The following is an 18,842-nucleotide window of genomic DNA, read 5'->3' as shown; positions in this document are numbered from 1 at the left end:
GGACCCCCTCGAGAGGAAACCGCTTTCATGAAGTCCCACCGTCTACTCGCCACCGCGGCCGCCACGATGCTCGCGCTGTCGCTCGCCTCGTGCGCCTCGTTCCCCACCGAAGGTGCCGAGCGCGTCGACGGGTCCGGCAGCGATGCCGCCACGCCGACGGCCGAGGCGCCCGAGACCGAGGCCACCCCCGAAGCGGGCGCCGACGACGGTCTCGGCGATGCCCTCGGGGAGCGCGATCAGTTCTTCGTCGACCAGCAGCAGCCGCTGGACGGCTCGGCGCTGGTGGCCAAGACCCCCGAGCAGACGGAACTCGTCGCGCAGCAGCGCGCGTACGTCGAGTCGCAGGGCGGTACCTGGAATGCGGAGGCCGAGACGATCACCCTCGCCCTCGCCCTGGACGCCTGCGAGACGTCGATCCTCAACGGCCACGCGGTGGACCTGGACGTCTTCCGCACCCACGTCACGTCATCGCCGCTCGTCTCCGCCGTCTCCGGTGGCGACCCCGGAGCCATCGAAGGCGCCGTGAGCATCATGGTCTTCGGCACCGGGTTCATCTGCCCCGACGACGCACCGCAGTGGGAAGCCGCCTGGAGCGAATCCGGCGGGGTCTACTGACCCGCCTCTGACGGCGTCTCCGGTCAGCGCAGCTGACGCACCTCGAACTGCATGCGCGGGTGGGCATAGAACTCCTGCGCAGGAACGAGTGCCAGTTCGCGCTGACCGGATTCGTGCGTCGCCTGCAGCAGGTCGTACACACTCGACGTGGTGCGGGCCAGTGCCTCGGCGGCGCTGCCGGTGCGGCGGTAGTGCGCAGTGAACAGCGCCGCCGTGACATCGCCCGACCCGTTGGCCTTCATCGGCAGCAGCGGGGTCTGCACGATCCACGCGCCCGCGTCGTCGACGACAAGCATCTCGATGGTGCCCGCCTCCCGGTCGGGCCGCTCGACGCTCGTGACGAGGACCGTCCGCGGTCCCATCGCGCGTGCGCGGTCAGCGGCATCCAGTGTCTGCTCGATCGTCGCCGGCTCCGTGCCGGTGAGAAAGCCCAGTTCGAACTGGTTCGGCGTGATGATGTCGGCAACCGGCACCACCTTCTCCCGCAGCAGCACCGGGATCGACGGGGCCACGAAGCAACCCGACTTGGCGTTTCCCATCACCGGGTCGCAGGCGTAGACGGCATCCGGGTTGGCTGCCTTCACGCGCGCCACGGTGTCGATGATGACCTCGCCGATACCCTCGCCGCCCTGGTAACCCGACAGCACGACGTCGATCTCGCCGAAGACACCGCGCTCCTCGATGCCGGCGATGACGTCCCGGACGTCGTCGGGGGAGATGAGGGGTCCGCGCCACGAGCCGTAGCCGGTGTGGTTGGAGAAATTGACGGTGTACACCGGCAGCACCTCGACGCCGATGCGCTGCAGCGGGAACACAGCCGCGGAGTTGCCCACATGGCCGTAGGCGACGGCGGACTGGATCGACAGGATCTTCACGGCAGGGAACCTTCTCTCATCGGGTTGCCATCGCACGGACGGCGGCGGCGATGTCGGTGGCGAGCGTCTCGGCGTCGGCATCGGACAGGGTGTGGACGGTCAGGCGCAGCCGATGGGCCGCGCTCTCATCGGCGAGCACGAACTCGTCCCCGGGACGGGCGAGCCAGCCGCGGCGCATGAGCTGCTCGGTGACGGCGCGCGCCGGGGAGCCCACCTCGACCCACAGGCTCAGCCCGTCGCCGGGCGCGCAGGGGACCCCGTGCGCGGTGAGCCGGTCGGCGAACGCCCGGTTGCGCGCCAGGTAATGCTCGCCGGCGGCATCGATCGCCGCCATCACGTCGGGATCGGTCACGAGCGCCACGGTCAGCCGCTGCAGCAGATGGCTGACCCAGGTGCTGCCGGGGCTCAGCCGCATCGCGAGGCGGTCGGCGGTGTCGGGGTCGGAGGCGAGGATCGCCAGGCACATGTCGGGCCCGAGGAACTTCGACACCGACCGCACCAGCGCCCAGCGCCGATGCGTCGGGCCGATGATCGAGTGGTACGGGCGCCGCGTGAGCAGTGACGAGTGATCGTCGATGATCACCAGGACATGCGGATGCTCGGCCATCACCTCCCGCAGGTCGGCGGCGCGGCGGGCCGAAAGGCTGACACCCGTGGGGTTCTGTGCCCGCGGGGTGCAGATGACGGCGCGTACGCCTTCGGCGAGCGCGGCGCGCAGCCCCTCGACGGTCATCCCTTCCTCATCGACCGGCACCGCCACCGGGCGGTAGCCGCCCAGGCGCACGGTACGGATGCTGGAGAGGAAACAGGGATCCTCCATGGCCACCGCATCGTCACGGACCAGCGCCTGCGCGAGCAGACGCTCCATCGCATCGACGGCGCCGCCGGTGACCGTCACGCGTAGCGCGTCCGGGTCGGCGACGTCGGGAGCCATCCAGGCGCGAGCCCATCGCTCCAGGTCGGGGTCGATGACCGGCTCCCCGTACAGCACCGGACGGCCGCCGAGCGCAGCGAGGGCGTGCGAGAGGTCGGGGATGAGTGCGGGGTCGGGGTTGCCGTCGCCGACATCGCGCAGCACGCTGTTCTGCGCGTATCCCTCTGCCGGCATCGGCCCGGGGGCAGCCACGCGCGTGCCGCCCCGACCGAGCGAAGCCACCAGGCCGGCCTGGCCGAGCAGCCGGTACGCCGCGACGACGGTGTTGCGATTGACACCCAGGCGGTCGGCGAGCGCACGCACCGAGGGGAGTGCGTCGCCGGGGGACACCCGGCCGCTGTCGACGAGGTCCCGGATGCTCTCTGCGATCTCTGCCGCAGAGGCTCCCGTGATCGACTCGTCCACGCCCGTGTTCTCCATCCCTCTGAACCTACAGCTCAGGACATGCTAGCTTCTGGCATAGGTCAAAGATCAAGCGGTGCGTCGACGCGCCGGAGGGGAGCCGGCCATGTCCACCACCACCACCGGGAGTGCCCGCGTCAAGCGCGGTCTCGCCGAAATGCTCAAGGGCGGCGTCATCATGGATGTCGTCACCGCGGAGCAGGCCCGCCTGGCCGAGGATGCCGGCGCCGTCGCCGTGATGGCCCTCGAACGCGTCCCCGCCGACATCCGCGCGCAGGGGGGAGTGGCCCGCATGAGCGACCCCGACCTCATCGACGACATCATCGCGTCGGTGTCCATCCCGGTGATGGCCAAGGCCCGCATCGGCCACTTCGTCGAGGCGCAGGTCCTGCAGCACCTCGGTGTCGACTACATCGACGAGTCCGAGGTGCTCTCACCCGCCGACTACGCCAACCACATCGACAAGTGGGGCTTCACGGTGCCGTTCGTCTGCGGCGCGACGAACCTGGGCGAGGCGCTGCGACGCATCACCGAGGGTGCGGCGATGATCCGGTCCAAGGGCGAGGCAGGCACCGGCGACGTATCCGAGGCCACCAAGCACATCCGCAAGATCAAGGGGGAAATCGCCGCGCTGCGCTCGATGAGCCGGGATGAGCTGTACGTCGCGGCGAAGGAGCTGCAGGCACCGTACGACCTGGTGGCCGAAGTCGCCGAGACGGGGCAGCTGCCCGTCGTGCTGTTCGTCGCCGGTGGCGTGGCCACCCCTGCCGACGCCGCGATGATGATGCAACTGGGCGCCGACGGCGTGTTCGTGGGATCCGGCATCTTCAAGAGCGGCAACCCGGCAGAGCGGGCAGCGGCGATCGTCAAGGCCACGACGTTCTACGACGACGCCAAGGTCGTCGCGGAGGTGTCGCGGGGCCTGGGTGAGGCGATGGTGGGCATCAACGTCGCCGACCTGGCGGCGCCGCACCGCCTGGCCGACCGCGGCTGGTAGTCGTGGCCCGACCCCGCGCCGGCGTGCTCGCCCTGCAGGGCGACGTGCGCGAGCACCTGCGGGTGCTGACGCTCCTGGGGGCGGAGGCGGTGCCGGTGCGGACCCCCGCCGAACTGGCATCCGTCGACGGTCTCGTGGTGCCCGGCGGCGAATCGAGCGTCATCGACAAGCTGTCGCGGGCGTTCGGCCTCTTTCAGCCGCTGCGTGAGCGCATCGCCGAGCGGATGCCGGTGTACGGCACGTGCGCCGGGCTGATCCTGCTGGCCGATCGCATCACCGACGGCGCCCCGGGGCAGCAGACCTTCGGCGGCATCGACGTGACGGTGCAGCGCAACGCGTTCGGTGGTCAGGTCGACTCCTTCGAGACCGACCTCGACGTGCCGGCGCTGGGGGACCGCCCCGTGCACGCGGTGTTCATCCGCGCGCCGCGGGTGATCCAGGCGGGCCCGGGGGTGGAGCCGCTGGCGACGCTCGAGGACGGCAGCGTCGTCGCGGTGCGCCAGGGCACGCTGCTGGGCACCGCGTTCCATCCCGAGATGACGGGGGAGCACCGCTTCCACGCACTGCTGCTGGAGCTGATGCGCGCCGCCTGACCCGCACCGGACTCAGGCGCCCGCGGCGACCTCCCGCGCGAGGCGCGCGATCGCAGCAAGGGTGCGATCGACGTCTTCGGGGGTGGTGGCCCAGCTCGACATCGAGCAGCGCAGCACGGCCCTGCCGCGCCACTGCGCGCCGGTGAGCGCCGCGGTGCCATCGGCGAGGATCGCGGCCCCGAGTGCGCGGGTGGCCTCGTCGGCATCGAGGCGGAACATCACCTGCGTGTAGACCACGTCGTTGATGACGGTGATCCCAGGGATGGCGCGCAGCCCCTGCTCAAGCTGCTTGGCGCGACGATGCAGCCGCTCGACGAGCTCCGCCACACCGCGCCTGCCCAGCGCACGCAGCGCGGCCCACGCCGGCACGCCCCGGCCGCGACGTGACAGCTCGGGCGTGACGTCCCACGGGTCCAGGCTCGTGTGTATGAGGTAGTCACCGCCGGCGTGGAACATCGCGATCGAATCGGCCGAGTCCCGCACGATCGCCATGCCGCAGTCATACGGCACGTTGAGGGTCTTGTGCGCGTCGGTCGACCACGAGTCGGCGCCGCCGACACCGGCAGTCAGGTCCCGCAGCGCCGGGGCGGCAGCCGCCCACAACCCGAACGCGCCGTCGACGTGCACCCAGGCACCCGACCGGCGCGCGATCGGGATGAGCTCAGCGAACGGGTCGAACGCGCCGGTGTGCACCTCACCGGCCTGCAGGCACACCACCGCCGGTCCGTCCCCTGTCGCGAGCGCCTCGGCAAGCGCGTCGGGGAGCATCCGCCCTTCCTCGTCGGATGCCACGACGGTGATCTCGTCCGAGCCGACTCCGCCGAAGCGCAACGAGCGATCGATGGCCCCGTGTCGATCGGCTCCCACGACGAACCGCACCGGCGGTGCCCCGCGCAGCCCCCGCCGGGCCATGTCCCACCCGGCTTCGCGCAGCACGGCGTTGTGAGCCGCGGCCAGACACACGTAGTTCGACATCTGCGCCCCGGTGACGAATCCCACCGACGATGCCGGCGGCAGTCCCAGCAACTCGCACACCCACAACCCCGCGGTGCGCTCCAGCGCCACGATGGACGTGGTCATGGTGGAGGAGCCGGAGTTCTGGTCCCACACCGACACCAACCAGTCCGCGGCCAATGCAGCCGGAAGCGTCGCCCCGATCACGAATCCGAAGAACCGCCCGCCGGGGATCGCGACCAGACCGGGATCGGCCTTGGCCGCGAGCTCGGCCACGACATCGGCGGCATCCGTCCCGTCCTCCGGAAGCGGGCCGGAGAACGTCTCGAGCATCTCGTCCAGGCTCGCCCGCGGCCACACCGGTCGCTCGTCCAGTCCGTCGAAGAAGGCGTCCGCCGCGGCGTGCGCGGCGGCAAGGGCCCGCTGCCTCTCGTCCATGACGAAAGTGTCCTCCGGTCGGGGCAGCGCCACCACCCTCCCGGTTGCGCACGGATGGGCGATGCGGTGACGGCCGCGCCCCGTAGACTTGGCGCATGTCCGGCCACTCCAAGTGGGCGACGACGAAGCACAAGAAGGCCGTCATCGACAGTCGCCGCGCCAAGTCGTTCGCCAAGCTCATCAAGAACATCGAGGTCGCTGCCAAGCTCGGCGGTGCGGATCTCGCAGGCAACCCGACGCTCTACGACGCCATTCAGAAGGCGAAGAAGACGTCCGTCCCCAACGACAACATCGACCGCGCCATCAAGCGCGGTGCGGGCATCGGGGGAGAGGCCGTCGAGTACACCTCGATCATGTACGAGGGCTACGGCCCCAACGGGGTGGCACTCATGATCGAGTGTCTGACCGACAACAAGAACCGCGCCGCGGCCGAAGTGCGCACGGCACTGTCGCGCAACGGCGGCAATCTCGCCGACCCCGGCAGCGTCGCCTACAACTTCACCCGCAAGGGCGTCATCGTGGTGTCCTCGGAGAACACGACCGAGGACGACGTCATGCTGGCCGTCCTCGACGCCGGCGCCGAGGAGATCCTGCCCCACGGGCAGGGGTTCGAGGTCATCACCGAGGCCTCTGACCTCGTGAAGGTGCGCACGGCGCTGCAGGACGCCGGCATCGACTACGAGTCGGCCGATGTGGAGTTCGTCCCGAACCTCAAAGTCGAGATCGACGCCGACACCGCACGCAAGGTCTTCCGCCTCATCGACGCACTCGAAGACAGCGACGACGTGCAGAACGTGTTCAGCAACTTCGATCTGACCCCCGAGGTGCAGGCGGAGCTGGAGAGCGCGCACGAGGAGTGATCTCACCTGGGCGCCTGCGGTGCGCCTGGGACGGATGCCGAGACGGGCGGGTTAGCGTGATCCGGTGGCATCCTCCGGCATCCTCCGCGTGCTCGGCGTCGACCCCGGCCTGACCCGCTGCGGCGTCGGTGTCGTCGACGTGGCGCGCAACCGCTCCGCGACGCTCGTGCACGTGGGCGTCGTGCGCACCGAGCCGTCGATGCCGATCGAGCAGCGCCTCGCGGCGATCGCGGCGGGGCTGCGCGCCGTCATGGACGAGCACCTGCCCGATGTCGTCGCTGTGGAGCGCGTCTTCGCGCAGCAGAACCGCAGCACCGTCATGGGCACTGCGCAGGCCAGCGGCATCGCGCTGCTGCTGGCGGGGGAGCGGGGCCTGCCCGCCGCCACCCATACGCCCTCCGAGGTGAAGGCAGCCGTCACCGGCTACGGCTCCGCCGACAAGCTGCAGGTGCAGACGATGGTCGCCCGCGTCCTGCGGCTGGACGCGCTGCCGCAGCCCGCCGACGCCGCCGACGCCCTCGCGCTGGCGCTGTGTCACGCGTGGCGAGGTGGGGCATCGTCCGGCGGCGGCACACCGGCGGCTGCGCTCACCCCGGCGCAGCGTGCCTGGGCGGATGCCGCACGCCTCGCGAAGCGGTGACCCCCAGGCGGCGGGTGTGCGTGTCGCTCGAACAAACGTCCGAACCCGGCCGTAGGCTCGGGGCATGATCTCCTCCGCCCGCGGCCGCGTGCTGCACCTCGATTCCGACACCGTCATCGTCGACGTCGGCGGCGTCGGCTTCTCCATCGCGGTGACCCCGCAGCTGTCCCGCGGATTCCATGTGGGTGACGAGATCGTGTTGCACACGCACCTGGTGGTGCGCGAAGACGCGCTGGCGCTGTTCGGGTTCCAGTCCCGCGACGAGCTCGCCGTCTTCCTGCAGCTGATCAGCGTCTCCGGCGTCGGGCCGAAGTCGGCGCTGGGTGTGCTCGCCGCCCTCACCGTGTCCCAGATCGCCCAGGCCGTCGCCGACGAGGACGATGCGCCGTTCCGCCGGGTGTCGGGCATCGGGCCGAAGACCGCGAAGCTCATCGTGGTGCAGCTGGCAGGCAAGCTGCAGGACATCGCCCTCGCGGCGGGAGCCACAGCCGCCCCGGGTGCCGGCACGCCGCACGAGAAGGTGCTCGCCCAGGTGGTGGCCGCCCTCGTCGGTCTCGGCTGGAGCGAGCGGATCGCGGCGGAAGCCGCCGGCCCCGTCGCCGATGCGGCCTCCGATGGCGACCGCACCAATGTCTCCACCCTGCTGCGGCTGACTCTCGCCCACCTGGGTCCCGCCCGCAAGGAGCCTGCCGGTGGATGACGTGATCGACCCCGCCGAGCCGCAGGACGACATCGAACTCGCCGTCGAGGGCGCGCTGCGTCCGGCGTCACTGGCCGAGTTCGTCGGCCAGCAGAAGGTGCGCGGCCAGCTGCAGCTGCTGCTGGAAGCCGCGCGCATCCAGCAGCGCCCCGCCGACCACATCCTGCTTTCCGGGCCGCCGGGGCTCGGCAAAACGACGCTGGCGATGATCGTCGCGCACGAGAGCGAACGGCCGCTGCGGCTGTCGTCGGGTCCTGCCATCCAGCACGCCGGCGACATGGCGGCGCTGCTGTCGAGCCTCACACCAGGCGAAGTGCTGTTCATCGACGAGATCCACCGCATGGCCCGCTCCGCCGAAGAGATGCTGTACCTCGCGATGGAGGACTTCCGCATCGACATCATGGTGGGAAAGGGCGCCGGCGCCACCAGCATCCCGCTGGAGCTGGCGCCGTTCACCCTCGTGGGGGCGACCACCCGCTCCGGCATGCTTCCCAACCCGCTGCGCGACCGCTTCGGCTTCACCGCCCATCTGGAGTACTACGAGCCCGAAGAGCTGGAGCGGGTCATCGAGCGCTCCGCGATGGTGCTGGGCCTGGGGCTGCCGCAGCAGGCGCGTTCCGAGATCGCCCGCCGTTCGCGCGGCACCCCCCGCATCGCCAACCGGCTGCTGCGCCGCGTGCGGGACTACGTGATCGTGCACGGCGAGTCGGGTCGCACCAGCGCCGCCGACGGGGGACCGGCTGCCACCCACGCCGATGTCCAGGCGGCGCTGGAGCTGTACGACGTCGACCCGATCGGTCTGGATCGACTGGACCGCGCGGTGCTCGACGCCGTCGTGCGACGGTTCCGCGGTGGACCGGTGGGGCTGAGCACACTGGCGGTCACCGTCGGTGAAGAAGCTGAGACCATCGAGTCGGTCGTGGAGCCGTATCTCGTGCGTATCGGATTCATGGGACGCACCCCGCGTGGTCGCATCGCGACGCCCGAGGCATACGCGCATCTTCGTGTGCCGCACGCCGACGGGGTGCTGCGCGTCGATGACCTATAATCACTGAAGGCTCTCGCCGCATTCTCCCTTGCTGGGCTGCCCCCACCGGCAGACCCGAACCGAAAGTGATCCCACCTCCATGGACTTCGCTGTCTTCTTCGCCGAGTACGGCCTCATCATCCTCCTCGGCCTGCTGCTGGTCTTCATGTTCTGGAGCTCGCGTCGCCGCATGCAGAAGCAGAAGGCGGAGCAGGAGGCCAAGGCCCAGCAGACCGTCCCCGGTGCCGAGGTGCTGCTGCAGGGCGGCCTGTACGGCACGATCGTCGCGTACGACCCCGAGAACCTCGACCAGCCCGCGATCGTCGAGATCGCCCCCGGCGTCGACATCAAGGTCCACAGCCAGGCCATCCTGCGGGTCATCGATCCTGCCGACGGCGTCGTCACCGAAGACGAGTTCGCCGTAGCCGAGGCTGACGAGGCCGAGTACATCGCCGATGTCGCCGACGGCGAGATCACTTCGATCGACGACGACCGCAAGCGCGCTTCGGGTGAGTCGACCGACACCGACCCGGGCACCAAGCCCCAGGCCTGATCCGCCTCGCCGCCTCGGCGGCGTCCGAGAAAGCTGACCACTCGTGGCCACTCCCACTCCCGTCCGGCATGCCTGGCGCGCACTGACCGGACTCCTGGTCATCACCGCCATCATGTTCGGCATCAACGCGCTCGGCGTGCACGTGTTCGGCAAGAGCTCCTGGCTCCCCGAACTCGCCCTCGACCTGCAGGGCGGCACCCAGATCGTCCTGGAGGCGCAGACCGAGGACGGCGCCAATCCCACTGCCGAGCAGATGGACCAGGCGGTGACGATCATCCGTCAGCGCGTGGATGCCTCCGGCGTCGGCGAGGCGGATGTGACCACCGAGGGTGGCCGCAACATCGTGGTGCAGATCCCCGGTGAGGCCGACGAGGCGACACGGGAGCGCATCGAGCGCTCCGCTCAGCTGCAGTTGCGCGCCGTGCTGTACACCGGCGCGCCGGCGAACACGTTCGTCGGCGAAGACGGCGCCGAGACGCCCTATCCCACTCCGGACCCGGCACTGCCGTCCGAGCCCACCACCGAGCCCACAAACGGTAGCGACATGGCGTGGGTGACCCCGGCCCTGGAGGCCGCGTTCCTCGCCTACGACTGCGCGGATCCGGCGAACGACCCCGCGTCGGCGCCGGCGAACGAGCCGCTGATCACCTGTGACCCGTCGGGCACGGTCAAGTACCTCCTGGGCCCGGTAGAGCTGGACGGTTCGGCGATCTCCGATGCGAGTCACGGCATCGTGCAGCAGAACGGCCAGTGGGCCGTGAACCTCGTCTTCGACAACGAGGGCACCGACACGTTCGGCAAGATCAGCCAGCGGCTGTACAACCAGACCGCACCGCTGAACCAGTTCGCGTTCGTGCTGGACGGCGACGTGCTGTCTGCTCCGTCGATGAACGCCGTGATCCTCGACGGCAAGCCGCAGATCACCGGCAGCTTCACGCAGGAGTCGGCCCAGACCCTCGCCGACCAGCTCAAGTACGGCGCCCTGCCGCTGAGCTTCGAGGTGCAAAGCTCCAGCACGATCTCGGCCACGCTCGGCTCGCAGCAACTGCAGATCGGTCTGATCGCCGGCCTGATCGGTCTGGCGCTCGTGGCGCTGTACTCGGTCGTGGTCTACCGCGCGCTCGGGTTCATCATCATCGCTTCCCTGCTGGTCATGGGCGTGCTCACCTACCTCGCCCTGTGCATCCTGGCGTGGCGGATGGGCTTCCGCCTGTCGCTGGCCGGCGTCGCGGGTGTGATCGTCTCGATCGGCTTCACCGCCGACTCGTTCATCGTGTACTTCGAACGAATCCGTGACGAGTTGCGCGACGGCAAGAGCATCACCGGCGCGGTGGAAGACGGCTGGGGCCGCGCGAAGCGCACGATCTACATCTCCAAGTCGATCAACATCCTCGCCGCCGTCGTGCTGTACGTGCTTGCCGATGCCACGGTCAAGGGCTTCGCCTTCACGCTGGGGCTGACCACCGTCATCGACATCGTCATCTTCATCCTGTTCACCCACCCGGTGCTGCAACTGCTCGCCCGCACCCGGTTCTTCGGGTCCGGCCATCCGCTTTCCGGGCTCGATCCCGAAGCGCTCGGCGCGGTCTACCGGGGGCGCGCGCAGTTCCGCAATCCCACGATCGCGGCCAAGGGCGCGGCCGGAAAGCGCGCGAGCCGCGCCAAGGGCGAGGCCGAACGGCGGCAGACGATCGCCGAGCGCAAGCAAGCCGAGTTGGCCGCCAGCAAGCGCGGAAGCGATTCGATCCGCACGAAGGAGGGCGACCACTGATGCGCACCATGAGCAGCGTCGGCAACGACCTCTACACCGGCAAGACCTCGTTCCCGTTCGTTGGCAAGCGTCGCGTGTGGTTCATCCTCGCGGCCATCCTGGTGATCGGTTCGGCCCTGGTGCCGCTGCTGCGCCCCATCCAGTTCTCGATCGAGTTCACCGGCGGCTCGCAGTTCACCGTCTCCAACGTCGCCGAGACCGACCAGGCGCTGGCAACCGAAGCAGTGCAGTCGGTCGTCCCCGACGCCACGACGAAGGTCACGACCATCGGCGGCGAAGCGATCCGCGTGCAGACCGACCAGATGACGGATGCCGAGACGTTCGATGTCTCCGCCGCCCTCGCGCAGGCCTACGGCGTCGATGCGGCCGAGGTGACTTCCTCGTTCATCGGTCCCAGCTGGGGCGCCGATGTCACCCGTCAGTCGCTGTGGGGCCTGGCGATCTTCCTCGCGCTGACCTTCCTGATCCTCGCGCTGTACTTCCGCACCTGGAAGATGTCGGCCGCGGCCATCATCGGCCTGGTCGACGTGCTGATCATCACGGTGGGCGTCTACGCCCTCTGCGGGTTCGAGATCTCCCCGGCGGCGGTGATCGGGTTCCTCACGATCCTCTCCTACGCGCTGTACGACACGACGGTGGTGTTCGACAAGATCAGGGAGAACACGCTGGAGGACGGCGAGATGTCCGGGCGCCTCTTCGGCGAATCGGTCAACCTCGCGGTGAACCAGACCCTGGTGCGCTCGATCAACACCACGATCGTGGCGATCCTCCCCACCGGCGCGATCCTGTTCATCGGTGCGCTGTGGCTCGGTGCGCAGACCCTCACCGACATCTCGCTGTCGATCTTCGTCGGCACGATCGTCGCGGCATACTCCACCCTGTTCGTCGCTGCACCGCTTTACTCGCTGCTGCGCGAGAGCGAGCCGGCGATCAAGGAACGCGATGCCCGGACGCGCGCAGCGCGTGCCCTCGCTCTCGGCGAAGAGTGACGTTCAGGCGTTCGCCAACCGGCCGGACGTAGAATAAGCGGGTTGACAGTTAACCGGAGGTGAGCACATGACAGAGACGGTGCCTGCCGCCCAAACGTCGTCACTGCGCCGCCTCGTACCCCGCATCTTCTCGCGCGCGGCGCGTCGCGATGACGTCAACCAACTGCTGCGCACGGTGCGGACGCATCACCCCAAGGGTGATCTGGCGATCATCGAACGCGCCTACGCGACCGCCGATCAGGCCCACGAGGGTCAGAAGCGGCAGAGTGGCGAGCCGTACATCACCCACCCCCTCGCCGTCGCGCAGATCCTCGCCGACCTGGGTCTGGGACCTCGCGCGATCGCCGCCGCCCTGCTGCACGACACCGTCGAGGACACCGACTACCCGCTTGACCAGCTCACCGCCGACTTCGGCGACGAAGTCGCGATGCTCGTGGACGGCGTCACCAAGCTCGACAAGGTCAAGTACGGCGATGCGGCACAGGCCGAGACCGTGCGCAAGATGATCGTCGCGATGTCGCGCGACATCCGCGTGCTGCTGATCAAGCTGGCCGACCGCCTGCACAACGCGCGCACGTGGGGATTCGTCCCGCCCGAGAAGGCGCAGAAGAAGGCGACCGAGACTCTCGAGATCTACGCTCCGCTGGCACATCGGCTCGGCATCCAGGCTGTGAAGTCAGAGCTGGAAGACCTCTCGTTCGCGGTGCTGCACCCGAAGCTCTACGCCGAGATCGACAGTCTCGTCAAACAGCGCACCCCGCAGCGCGAGCAGTACGTGCAGTCCGTGATCGAAGCCGTCGAGTCGGATCTGCGGGAACTGCGCATCCGCGGCCGCATCATGGGCCGCCCCAAGCAGCTGTACTCCGTGTACCAGAAGATGGTCGTCCGAGGTCGCGAGTTCGACGACATCTACGACCTCATCGGCATCCGCGTTCTGGTGAACACCGTGCGCGACTGCTATGCCGTGCTCGGCGCCCTGCATGCCCGCTGGACGCCGCTGCCCGGCCGGTTCAAGGACTACATCGCCACGCCCAAGTTCAATCTCTATCAGTCGCTGCACACGACCGTCATCGGTCCTGGCGGACGCACGGTGGAGATCCAGATCCGCACCAACGAGATGCACCAGCAGGCCGAGTACGGCGTTGCGGCGCATTGGAAGTACAAGGAGCGGATGGCCGGCGGGAAGATCGACCCCAAGTCGGTCGAATCCGACATGGCGTGGCTCGCCCACATCTCCGACTGGCAGGCCGAGACGGCCGACCCGGGGGAGTTCCTGGACTCGCTGCGCTTCGAGATCGGCGCGAAAGAGGTCTACGTCTTCACGCCCAAGGGTCGCGTGATCGGACTGACCGCCGGGGCCACCCCGGTCGACTTCGCGTACGCCGTGCACACGGAAGTGGGCCACCGCACCATGGGTGCGAAGGTCAACGGCCGCCTGGTGCCGCTGGAGTCCGAGCTCAAGAGCGGCGACGTTGTCGAGGTGTTCACCTCGAAGAACCCCGATGCCGGCCCCAGCCAGGACTGGCTGAGCTTCGTCAAGAGCACGCGTGCGCGCAGCAAGATCCGCGGCTGGTTCACCAAGGAGCGCCGCGAAGAGGCGATCGAGCAGGGCAAGGAGGCCATCGCACGGGCGATGCGCCGCCAGAACCTGCCGCTGCAGCGTCTGATGAGTCAGGACTCGTTCGCCGATGTCGCGCACCAGCTGCGCTACGAGGACGTGTCGGCACTGTACGCCGCTGTCGGCGAGGGGCACGTCTCCACCCAGTCGGTGATCGAGAAGGTCACCTCGCTGGTCAGCCACGACACCACGACCGGTCCCATCGACCTACCGCACGTCGGTCGGTCCCGCCAGCCGCGCAGCAGTGACTCCGGCATCCTCGTACGCGGCGCACCGGACATCCTCGTCAAGCTGGCGAAGTGCTGCACTCCGGTGCCCGGCGATCAGGTGATCGGCTTCGTCACGCGCGGCAGCGGGGTCTCGGTGCACCGGGCGGACTGCACGAACGTGCAGGCGCTCATGGCCGATCGCGAGCGACTCATCGATGTCGAGTGGGCCCCCACGACCAAGAGCCTGTTCCTGGTGCACATCCAGGTGGAGGCCCTCGATCGCTCCGGCCTGCTCAGCGACGTGACCCGTGTGCTCAGCGAGCATCACGTCAACATCCTCTCGGCGAGCGTCTCGACGACCAACGACCGGCTGGCGATCAGCCGCTTCGTGTTCGAGATGGGCGACACCGTGCATCTGGACCGCGTACTGAACGCGGTTCGCCGCATCGACGCCGTCTACGACGTCTACCGCGTCACCTCGTCCTGACCATCGGGCACCCGACGTTCGCGTCCTCCCGACGCTCGCGCAGGAACTGAGCTGCCGGTCGTTTGTCGTGCACCGGTCCGCTCAGGGCCAGCCACGCCAGCGCGGCGTCGATGAGGGCGGGTCGATGGGAGATCATGCGCAGCGCTCCGGCACGGTCGGCGTCGTCGCGGGAGCGGACGAGGTCGGCCAGCGTGCGCGCGGGAGTGGTGACGGCGACGCCGCAGATGACCGTGACGTCCTCGGGCGGCAGCCGCAGGTCACGGTAACGCACCCGCAGATCGATCACCTGCGACAGGCGACGCACCGTGATGCGCTGCACGGCGTGGCGGGTCGGCGGCTCGTCCAGTGCACCGTGCACCCAGGCCGCGCTGAGGTGGGTCGCGGCGAGAGCGTCGCCCACCAGCGGGGCGAGCGAACCGGCACGCAGTTCGTAGGTCTCGACGGCATCGGCGGGCATGTAGCCCTCGCCGACTTCCACGACGTCGCCGTCCAGGCGCGCCGCCGCCAGTTCGGCAGCCGACAGCGGCCCACCGGGGAAGTAGAGGAACGGCGACGCCATGTCGCCATCGTCGCGCATCGGGCCGCTGCCCGGACGCGCAACGGCCCCGACTGTGGACAGTCGGGGCCGTGTGAGCGCTGTGCGGGAAGCGTCAGCCGCCGAGTGCCGACAACCACGCCTTGCGGGCGGCCAGCGCCTCAGTGGCGGCGGCCTCGGCACGGGCGTCGCCGGCCTTGCGGGCAGCCTCGACCTCGGCCTCGAGCTTCTCGATGGCGTCGTTGAGCTGACGCGTCATGTCGTTGGCACGCGCCTTCGTCTCGGGGTTGTTGCGCTTCCAGTCGGTCTGCTCGCGGGTCTGCAACGCCTGCTCGATCTTGCGGAGGTCGTCGTCGAGGGCCCGTTCCGCTTCGCGCGGGAAGATGCGCCCGATGTCGTCCCAGCGGCGCTGGATGGCGGTGAGCAACTGGCGGGCCTTGGCGATGTTCTTCTCGTCGGACACCGCTGCAGCCTCGACCAGCAGGGCGCGACGGGCGTCGATCTTCTCCCGCGATGCCTCGACATCCGCGTGCTCACGCTCGGCGCGGGCGCCGTACAGCGCGTCACCGGCGGCCTTGAACCGTGCCCACAGCGCGTCGTCGACCTTCTTGCCGGCACGACCGGAGTTCTTCCACTCGTCGAGCAGGTCGCGGTAGGCGGCGATGCCGTCTTCCCCACGCGGGGCGAGCGCTTCGGCCCGCTCCACCAGCCGGGTCTTCCGGTCGCGGGCGACCTTGTGCGTCTCATCGAGCTCGGCGTAGAACTCGCGGCGGTGCTTGTCGACGATCGCACGTGCGTCGCGGAATCGCTTCCACAGGGCCTGCGCCTGCGACTTGGGAAGCCGCGGACCGGTCTGCTGGTGCGCCTGCCACTTGTCGAACAGCTCCGACATCTCGCTTGTGGCCTGCTTCCACTGCACCGACCGGGGGTCGCGGGCAGCGAGGGCCTCGGCCTGCTCCACGAGATGGGTGCGGTGGACCACCGCCTGATCGACGGCTTCGCGGGCTGCGGCGACTTCGGACTCGGATGCCTCGGCCAGCTCGGCATCCAACGCGTCCACGCGGGCGTTCAGCGCGGCGAGGTCGCCGACGGCCATGGCATCGGTCAGCTTGCCGCGCACCAGCGCCACGGCCGAGCGCAGGTCAGCAGCGGATGCGCCGCCGCGGCGGTGACGCACCTCCAGCAGCGTGACTTCGCTGGCCAGGTCGGTGAACTTGCGCTCGAAGTAGGCCAGGGCCTCTTCGTGCGTGCCGTCAGGGTACTGGCCGACGACGCGCCAGGATTCGCCCTCGCGCACCGACACGGTGCCGTCATCGTCGACGCGGCCCCACGCGGCGGCCGGAGCCGACGGGGTGGTGACGGGCTTGACGGCCGTCTGGGGTGCGCGGGGCATCGGACGCGGTCCCGGAGCAGGAGTCGGGGCGGGCGCTGCCGACTCGTCGGCTGCGGGCTCTTCAGCTGCGGGCTCGTCTGCTGCGGGCTCTTCAGCCGCGGGCTCGTCTGCTGCGGGCTCTTCAGCCGCGGGCTCGTCGGCTGCGGGCTCTTCAGCCGCGGGCTCTTCGGCGGGCGTTTCGGCGACCGCGGCTTCCTCGGTCTGAGGAGGCTCGGTGGCTTCGGGCTCGGCCACAGCCGGCGCCTCGGGCGCGACGGCTTCACCCGTCTCGGGTGCGTCACTGGTGGGCGCGTCGGTGTCGGGGGTGTCGGTGGGCTCTGCTGCGGCGTTCACGGAATAGTCCTCGTCGCGGCTTACGCCGCCTTCGCTGGTGGTCGGCTCACAGCCTAGTACGGCAGGGGGCCCGGGTCAGGGGGTGGTTGTCGGCTCAGGGGTAGGCGTTGGCTCGGGCGTCGGCGGCATGGGGGTCTGTGTCGGGGTGGGGGTCGGCTCCGGCTCGGGTACGCCGGGGCCTGCGGTGTAGTACAGCACCTGTCCGCCGATGATGGCCAGCGCGAGGGCGCCACCGGCGACGCCGGCGATCACGTTGTCGCGAACACGGCGGCGAGCCTGCCCGCGGTGGTACTCCTGGCGTGCCTGATAGACCCGCGCTCGCTCCCGTGCGGCACGATCGACGTGCCCCTTCGCCGCAGCTGCCACGGAACCCTCCCTCGATCCCGGGTGCCCGGGCTGCGCCTGAGCCTACGCGGCCCTGAAAGCGTGCCGCAAAACGGCGCGCGGCGCCGGCGTCGGCGGGCGCGATTAGCCTGGAGGAGTGACAACCCCCACGGCGCTCTTCCAGGGCCAGACGCCGCTGCCCGTCCGCATGCGCCCTGTCTCGCTCGACGAGGTCGCCGGACAGCGCCATCTGCTGCGCCCCGGCTCGCCGCTGGTCGCGCTCGCATCGACGGAGACCCGCGGCGCCGCGGCATCCTCCGTCATCCTCTGGGGCCCTCCCGGCACCGGCAAGACGACGCTTGCGCAGGCGGTCGCCCGGTCCTCCGGCCGCCGCTTCGTGGAGCTGTCGGCCGTGACCGCCGGCGTCAAGGACGTGCGCGAGGTGATGCAGGAGGCGCTGACCCAACGCGACCTCTACGGCCAGTCCACGATCCTGTTCCTCGATGAGATCCACCGCTTCACCAAGGCGCAGCAGGACGCGCTGCTGCCCGGCGTGGAGAACGGCTGGGTCGTGCTCATCGCGGCGACCACCGAGAACCCGTCGTTCTCGGTGATCTCGCCGCTGCTGTCGCGGTCGCTGCTGCTGACCCTGCAGCCGCTCACCGACGAGGACCTCGGGCTGCTCGTGGACCGCGCCGTGACCGACGCGCGCGGGCTCGCCGGGGCCGTCACGCTGAACGACGACGCCCGCGCCGCGCTCATCCGGCTGGCCTCGGGCGACGCACGCCGCGCGCTGACGGCGCTGGAGGCTGCGGCATCCATGGCTGAGCCCGACGGTGACGGCCCTGCCGAGATCACTTCCGAGCACGTCGCGCAGGCGGTCGACCGGGCGCTGCTGCGGTACGACCGACAGGGCGACGAGCACTACGACGTCATCAGCGCGTTCATCAAATCGATCCGCGGCTCCGATGTGGATGCCTCGCTGCACTACCTCGCCCGCATGATCGAGGCGGGGGAGGACCCCCGGTTCATCGCGCGGCGGCTGGTGATCTCCGCCGCCGAGGACATCGGCCTGGCCGATCCGCAAGCGCTGCGCATAGCGGTCGCCGCCGCCGACGCCGTCGCCTTCATCGGGATGCCGGAAGGCCGCATCCCGCTCGCCGAGGCCACCGCGTACCTTGCGACCACGGCGAAGTCCAACGCGGCATACCTCGCGATCGACAAGGCCATCGCGGACGTCCGCGCCGGCGGGTTCGGCCGGGTGCCGCTGCACCTGCGCGACGCCCACTACCCCGGCGCCAAGCGCCTCGGCCACGGCAAGGGGTACGTGTACCCGCACGACACCGAGGTGGGGGTGGCCCGCCAGCAGTACCTGCCCGATGAGCTGCGAGGGCGGCGCTACTACGAGCCGACCGCCCGCGGCCAGGAACGCGACATCGCCGCGCGCGTGGAGAAGATCCGCAAGATCCTCGGCGAGTAGCCGCTGGCCCGCGCGCCGTGGCATCCGCCCGCCGCTCGCGTTCAGGTGGCAGTTCGTGCCGCTTGCGCGCACGACAAGCGACCACAACTGCCACCTGAACCGGGTCCTGCATCGT

General features: G+C 69.8%; 18 protein-coding genes. 12 read left to right on the top strand and 6 right to left on the bottom strand.

Annotation, left to right across the window (positions count from 1 at the left end; genetic code table 11):
* Window positions 1-27: 27 nt before the first annotated feature.
* Window positions 28-615 carry a hypothetical protein gene (locus QNO11_RS06915; RefSeq protein ID WP_257509801.1) on the top strand — a complete coding sequence of 196 codons (588 nt, stop codon included), beginning with the start codon at window positions 28-30 and terminating at the stop codon, window positions 613-615.
* Between the two features lie 23 nt (window positions 616-638).
* Here QNO11_RS06915 and pdxY read toward each other — a convergent pair whose 3' ends face one another.
* Entirely contained in the window at window positions 639-1,490 is an 852-nt protein-coding gene (gene pdxY / locus QNO11_RS06910; protein ID WP_257509802.1) for a pyridoxal kinase PdxY, read from the bottom strand.
* Window positions 1,491-1,506: 16 nt separating this feature from the next.
* A complete protein-coding gene (locus tag QNO11_RS06905) occupies window positions 1,507-2,844 on the bottom strand; it encodes an aminotransferase class I/II-fold pyridoxal phosphate-dependent enzyme (RefSeq protein WP_257509803.1) in 1,338 nt (445 codons plus the stop codon).
* Between the two features lie 88 nt (window positions 2,845-2,932).
* Between QNO11_RS06905 and pdxS the strand changes: the two genes are divergently transcribed.
* Together pdxS and pdxT are read left to right on the top strand one after the other, a co-directional pair.
* The gene (gene pdxS, locus QNO11_RS06900; RefSeq protein WP_257509804.1) at window positions 2,933-3,823 is read left to right on the top strand and encodes a pyridoxal 5'-phosphate synthase lyase subunit PdxS; all 891 of its coding nucleotides are present in this window, start codon (window positions 2,933-2,935) and stop codon (window positions 3,821-3,823) included.
* Window positions 3,824-3,825: 2 nt separating this feature from the next.
* Entirely contained in the window at window positions 3,826-4,416 is a 591-nt protein-coding gene (gene pdxT / locus QNO11_RS06895) for a pyridoxal 5'-phosphate synthase glutaminase subunit PdxT (RefSeq protein ID WP_257509805.1), read from the top strand.
* A 12-nt stretch (window positions 4,417-4,428) separates the two neighbouring features.
* Here pdxT and QNO11_RS06890 read toward each other — a convergent pair whose 3' ends face one another.
* Complete coding sequence (locus tag QNO11_RS06890; protein ID WP_257509806.1) at window positions 4,429-5,808, bottom strand: pyridoxal phosphate-dependent decarboxylase family protein; 1,380 nt, start codon at window positions 5,806-5,808, stop codon at window positions 4,429-4,431.
* A gap of 95 nt (window positions 5,809-5,903) precedes the next feature.
* Here QNO11_RS06890 and QNO11_RS06885 point away from each other — a divergent pair, with 95 nt between their 5' ends.
* The 8 genes from QNO11_RS06885 (at window position 5,904) to QNO11_RS06850 (ending at window position 14,662) form a co-directional block, all read left to right on the top strand.
* Complete coding sequence (locus QNO11_RS06885; protein WP_257509807.1) at window positions 5,904-6,668, top strand: YebC/PmpR family DNA-binding transcriptional regulator; 765 nt, start codon at window positions 5,904-5,906, stop codon at window positions 6,666-6,668.
* 64 nt (window positions 6,669-6,732) lie between these two features.
* Window positions 6,733-7,308 carry a crossover junction endodeoxyribonuclease RuvC gene (gene ruvC / locus QNO11_RS06880; protein ID WP_257509808.1) on the top strand — a complete coding sequence of 192 codons (576 nt, stop codon included), beginning with the start codon at window positions 6,733-6,735 and terminating at the stop codon, window positions 7,306-7,308.
* Window positions 7,309-7,372: 64 nt separating this feature from the next.
* The gene (ruvA, locus tag QNO11_RS06875; protein ID WP_257509809.1) at window positions 7,373-8,008 is read left to right on the top strand and encodes a Holliday junction branch migration protein RuvA; all 636 of its coding nucleotides are present in this window, start codon (window positions 7,373-7,375) and stop codon (window positions 8,006-8,008) included.
* Window positions 8,001-9,056 (top strand): Holliday junction branch migration DNA helicase RuvB, encoded by a 1,056-nt coding sequence (gene ruvB, locus QNO11_RS06870; RefSeq protein ID WP_257509810.1) that lies wholly within the window; start codon window positions 8,001-8,003, stop codon window positions 9,054-9,056. The genes ruvA and ruvB overlap by 8 nt, the downstream gene beginning before the upstream one ends.
* A gap of 79 nt (window positions 9,057-9,135) precedes the next feature.
* Window positions 9,136-9,588 carry a preprotein translocase subunit YajC gene (locus tag QNO11_RS06865; protein WP_257509811.1) on the top strand — a complete coding sequence of 151 codons (453 nt, stop codon included), beginning with the start codon at window positions 9,136-9,138 and terminating at the stop codon, window positions 9,586-9,588.
* A 43-nt stretch (window positions 9,589-9,631) separates the two neighbouring features.
* The gene (secD, locus tag QNO11_RS06860; RefSeq protein WP_257509812.1) at window positions 9,632-11,359 is read left to right on the top strand and encodes a protein translocase subunit SecD; all 1,728 of its coding nucleotides are present in this window, start codon (window positions 9,632-9,634) and stop codon (window positions 11,357-11,359) included.
* Window positions 11,359-12,348: a protein translocase subunit SecF gene (gene secF, locus QNO11_RS06855; protein WP_257509813.1), complete on the top strand. Its 990-nt coding sequence runs from the start codon at window positions 11,359-11,361 to the stop codon at window positions 12,346-12,348. Before secD ends, secF begins: the two co-directional genes overlap by 1 nt.
* A gap of 67 nt (window positions 12,349-12,415) precedes the next feature.
* Complete coding sequence (locus tag QNO11_RS06850) at window positions 12,416-14,662, top strand: RelA/SpoT family protein (protein WP_257509814.1); 2,247 nt, start codon at window positions 12,416-12,418, stop codon at window positions 14,660-14,662.
* Here QNO11_RS06850 and QNO11_RS06845 read toward each other — a convergent pair.
* The 3 genes from QNO11_RS06845 to QNO11_RS06835 form a co-directional block, all read right to left on the bottom strand.
* Window positions 14,649-15,221, bottom strand: coding sequence for a type IV toxin-antitoxin system AbiEi family antitoxin (locus tag QNO11_RS06845; RefSeq protein ID WP_257509815.1), 573 nt, complete (start codon window positions 15,219-15,221; stop codon window positions 14,649-14,651). The two genes, QNO11_RS06850 and QNO11_RS06845, sit on opposite strands and share 14 nt — an antisense overlap.
* Window positions 15,222-15,312: 91 nt before the next feature.
* The gene (locus tag QNO11_RS06840; RefSeq protein WP_306817438.1) at window positions 15,313-16,590 is read right to left on the bottom strand and encodes a DUF349 domain-containing protein; all 1,278 of its coding nucleotides are present in this window, start codon (window positions 16,588-16,590) and stop codon (window positions 15,313-15,315) included.
* 408 nt (window positions 16,591-16,998) lie between these two features.
* Complete coding sequence (locus QNO11_RS06835) at window positions 16,999-17,289, bottom strand: dioxygenase (RefSeq protein ID WP_257509817.1); 291 nt, start codon at window positions 17,287-17,289, stop codon at window positions 16,999-17,001.
* A 166-nt stretch (window positions 17,290-17,455) separates the two neighbouring features.
* Between QNO11_RS06835 and QNO11_RS06830 the strand changes: the two genes are divergently transcribed.
* Complete coding sequence (locus QNO11_RS06830) at window positions 17,456-18,727, top strand: replication-associated recombination protein A (RefSeq protein ID WP_306817439.1); 1,272 nt, start codon at window positions 17,456-17,458, stop codon at window positions 18,725-18,727.
* Window positions 18,728-18,842: the final 115 nt, after the last annotated feature.

Origin of the sequence: Microbacterium sp. zg-B96, assembly GCF_030246865.1 — a bacterium.
GTDB lineage: Bacteria > Actinomycetota > Actinomycetes > Actinomycetales > Microbacteriaceae > Microbacterium.
The sequence above is the reverse complement of the archived record's forward strand: the minus strand, read 5'-3'. Positions and strand labels throughout refer to the sequence as shown.

Bases quoted from the DNA above. Each gene is read 5' to 3' on its own strand.
- QNO11_RS06845 (WP_257509815.1), bottom strand. From the start codon at position 15,221: ATGGCGTCGCCGTTCCTCTACTTCCCCGGTGGGCCGCTGTCGGCTGCC.
- QNO11_RS06885 (WP_257509807.1), top strand. From the start codon at position 5,904: ATGTCCGGCCACTCCAAGTGGGCGACGACGAAGCACAAGAAGGCCGTC.
- QNO11_RS06830 (WP_306817439.1), top strand. From the start codon at position 17,456: ATGCGCCCTGTCTCGCTCGACGAGGTCGCCGGACAGCGCCATCTGCTG.
- QNO11_RS06890 (WP_257509806.1), bottom strand. From the start codon at position 5,808: ATGGACGAGAGGCAGCGGGCCCTTGCCGCCGCGCACGCCGCGGCGGAC.
- ruvA (WP_257509809.1), top strand. From the start codon at position 7,373: ATGATCTCCTCCGCCCGCGGCCGCGTGCTGCACCTCGATTCCGACACC.
- secF (WP_257509813.1), top strand. From the start codon at position 11,359: ATGCGCACCATGAGCAGCGTCGGCAACGACCTCTACACCGGCAAGACC.
- QNO11_RS06905 (WP_257509803.1), bottom strand. From the start codon at position 2,844: ATGGAGAACACGGGCGTGGACGAGTCGATCACGGGAGCCTCTGCGGCA.
- pdxS (WP_257509804.1), top strand. From the start codon at position 2,933: ATGTCCACCACCACCACCGGGAGTGCCCGCGTCAAGCGCGGTCTCGCC.
- QNO11_RS06915 (WP_257509801.1), top strand. From the start codon at position 28: ATGAAGTCCCACCGTCTACTCGCCACCGCGGCCGCCACGATGCTCGCG.
- QNO11_RS06865 (WP_257509811.1), top strand. From the start codon at position 9,136: ATGGACTTCGCTGTCTTCTTCGCCGAGTACGGCCTCATCATCCTCCTC.
- QNO11_RS06840 (WP_306817438.1), bottom strand. From the start codon at position 16,590: ATGCCCCGCGCACCCCAGACGGCCGTCAAGCCCGTCACCACCCCGTCG.
- QNO11_RS06850 (WP_257509814.1), top strand. From the start codon at position 12,416: ATGACAGAGACGGTGCCTGCCGCCCAAACGTCGTCACTGCGCCGCCTC.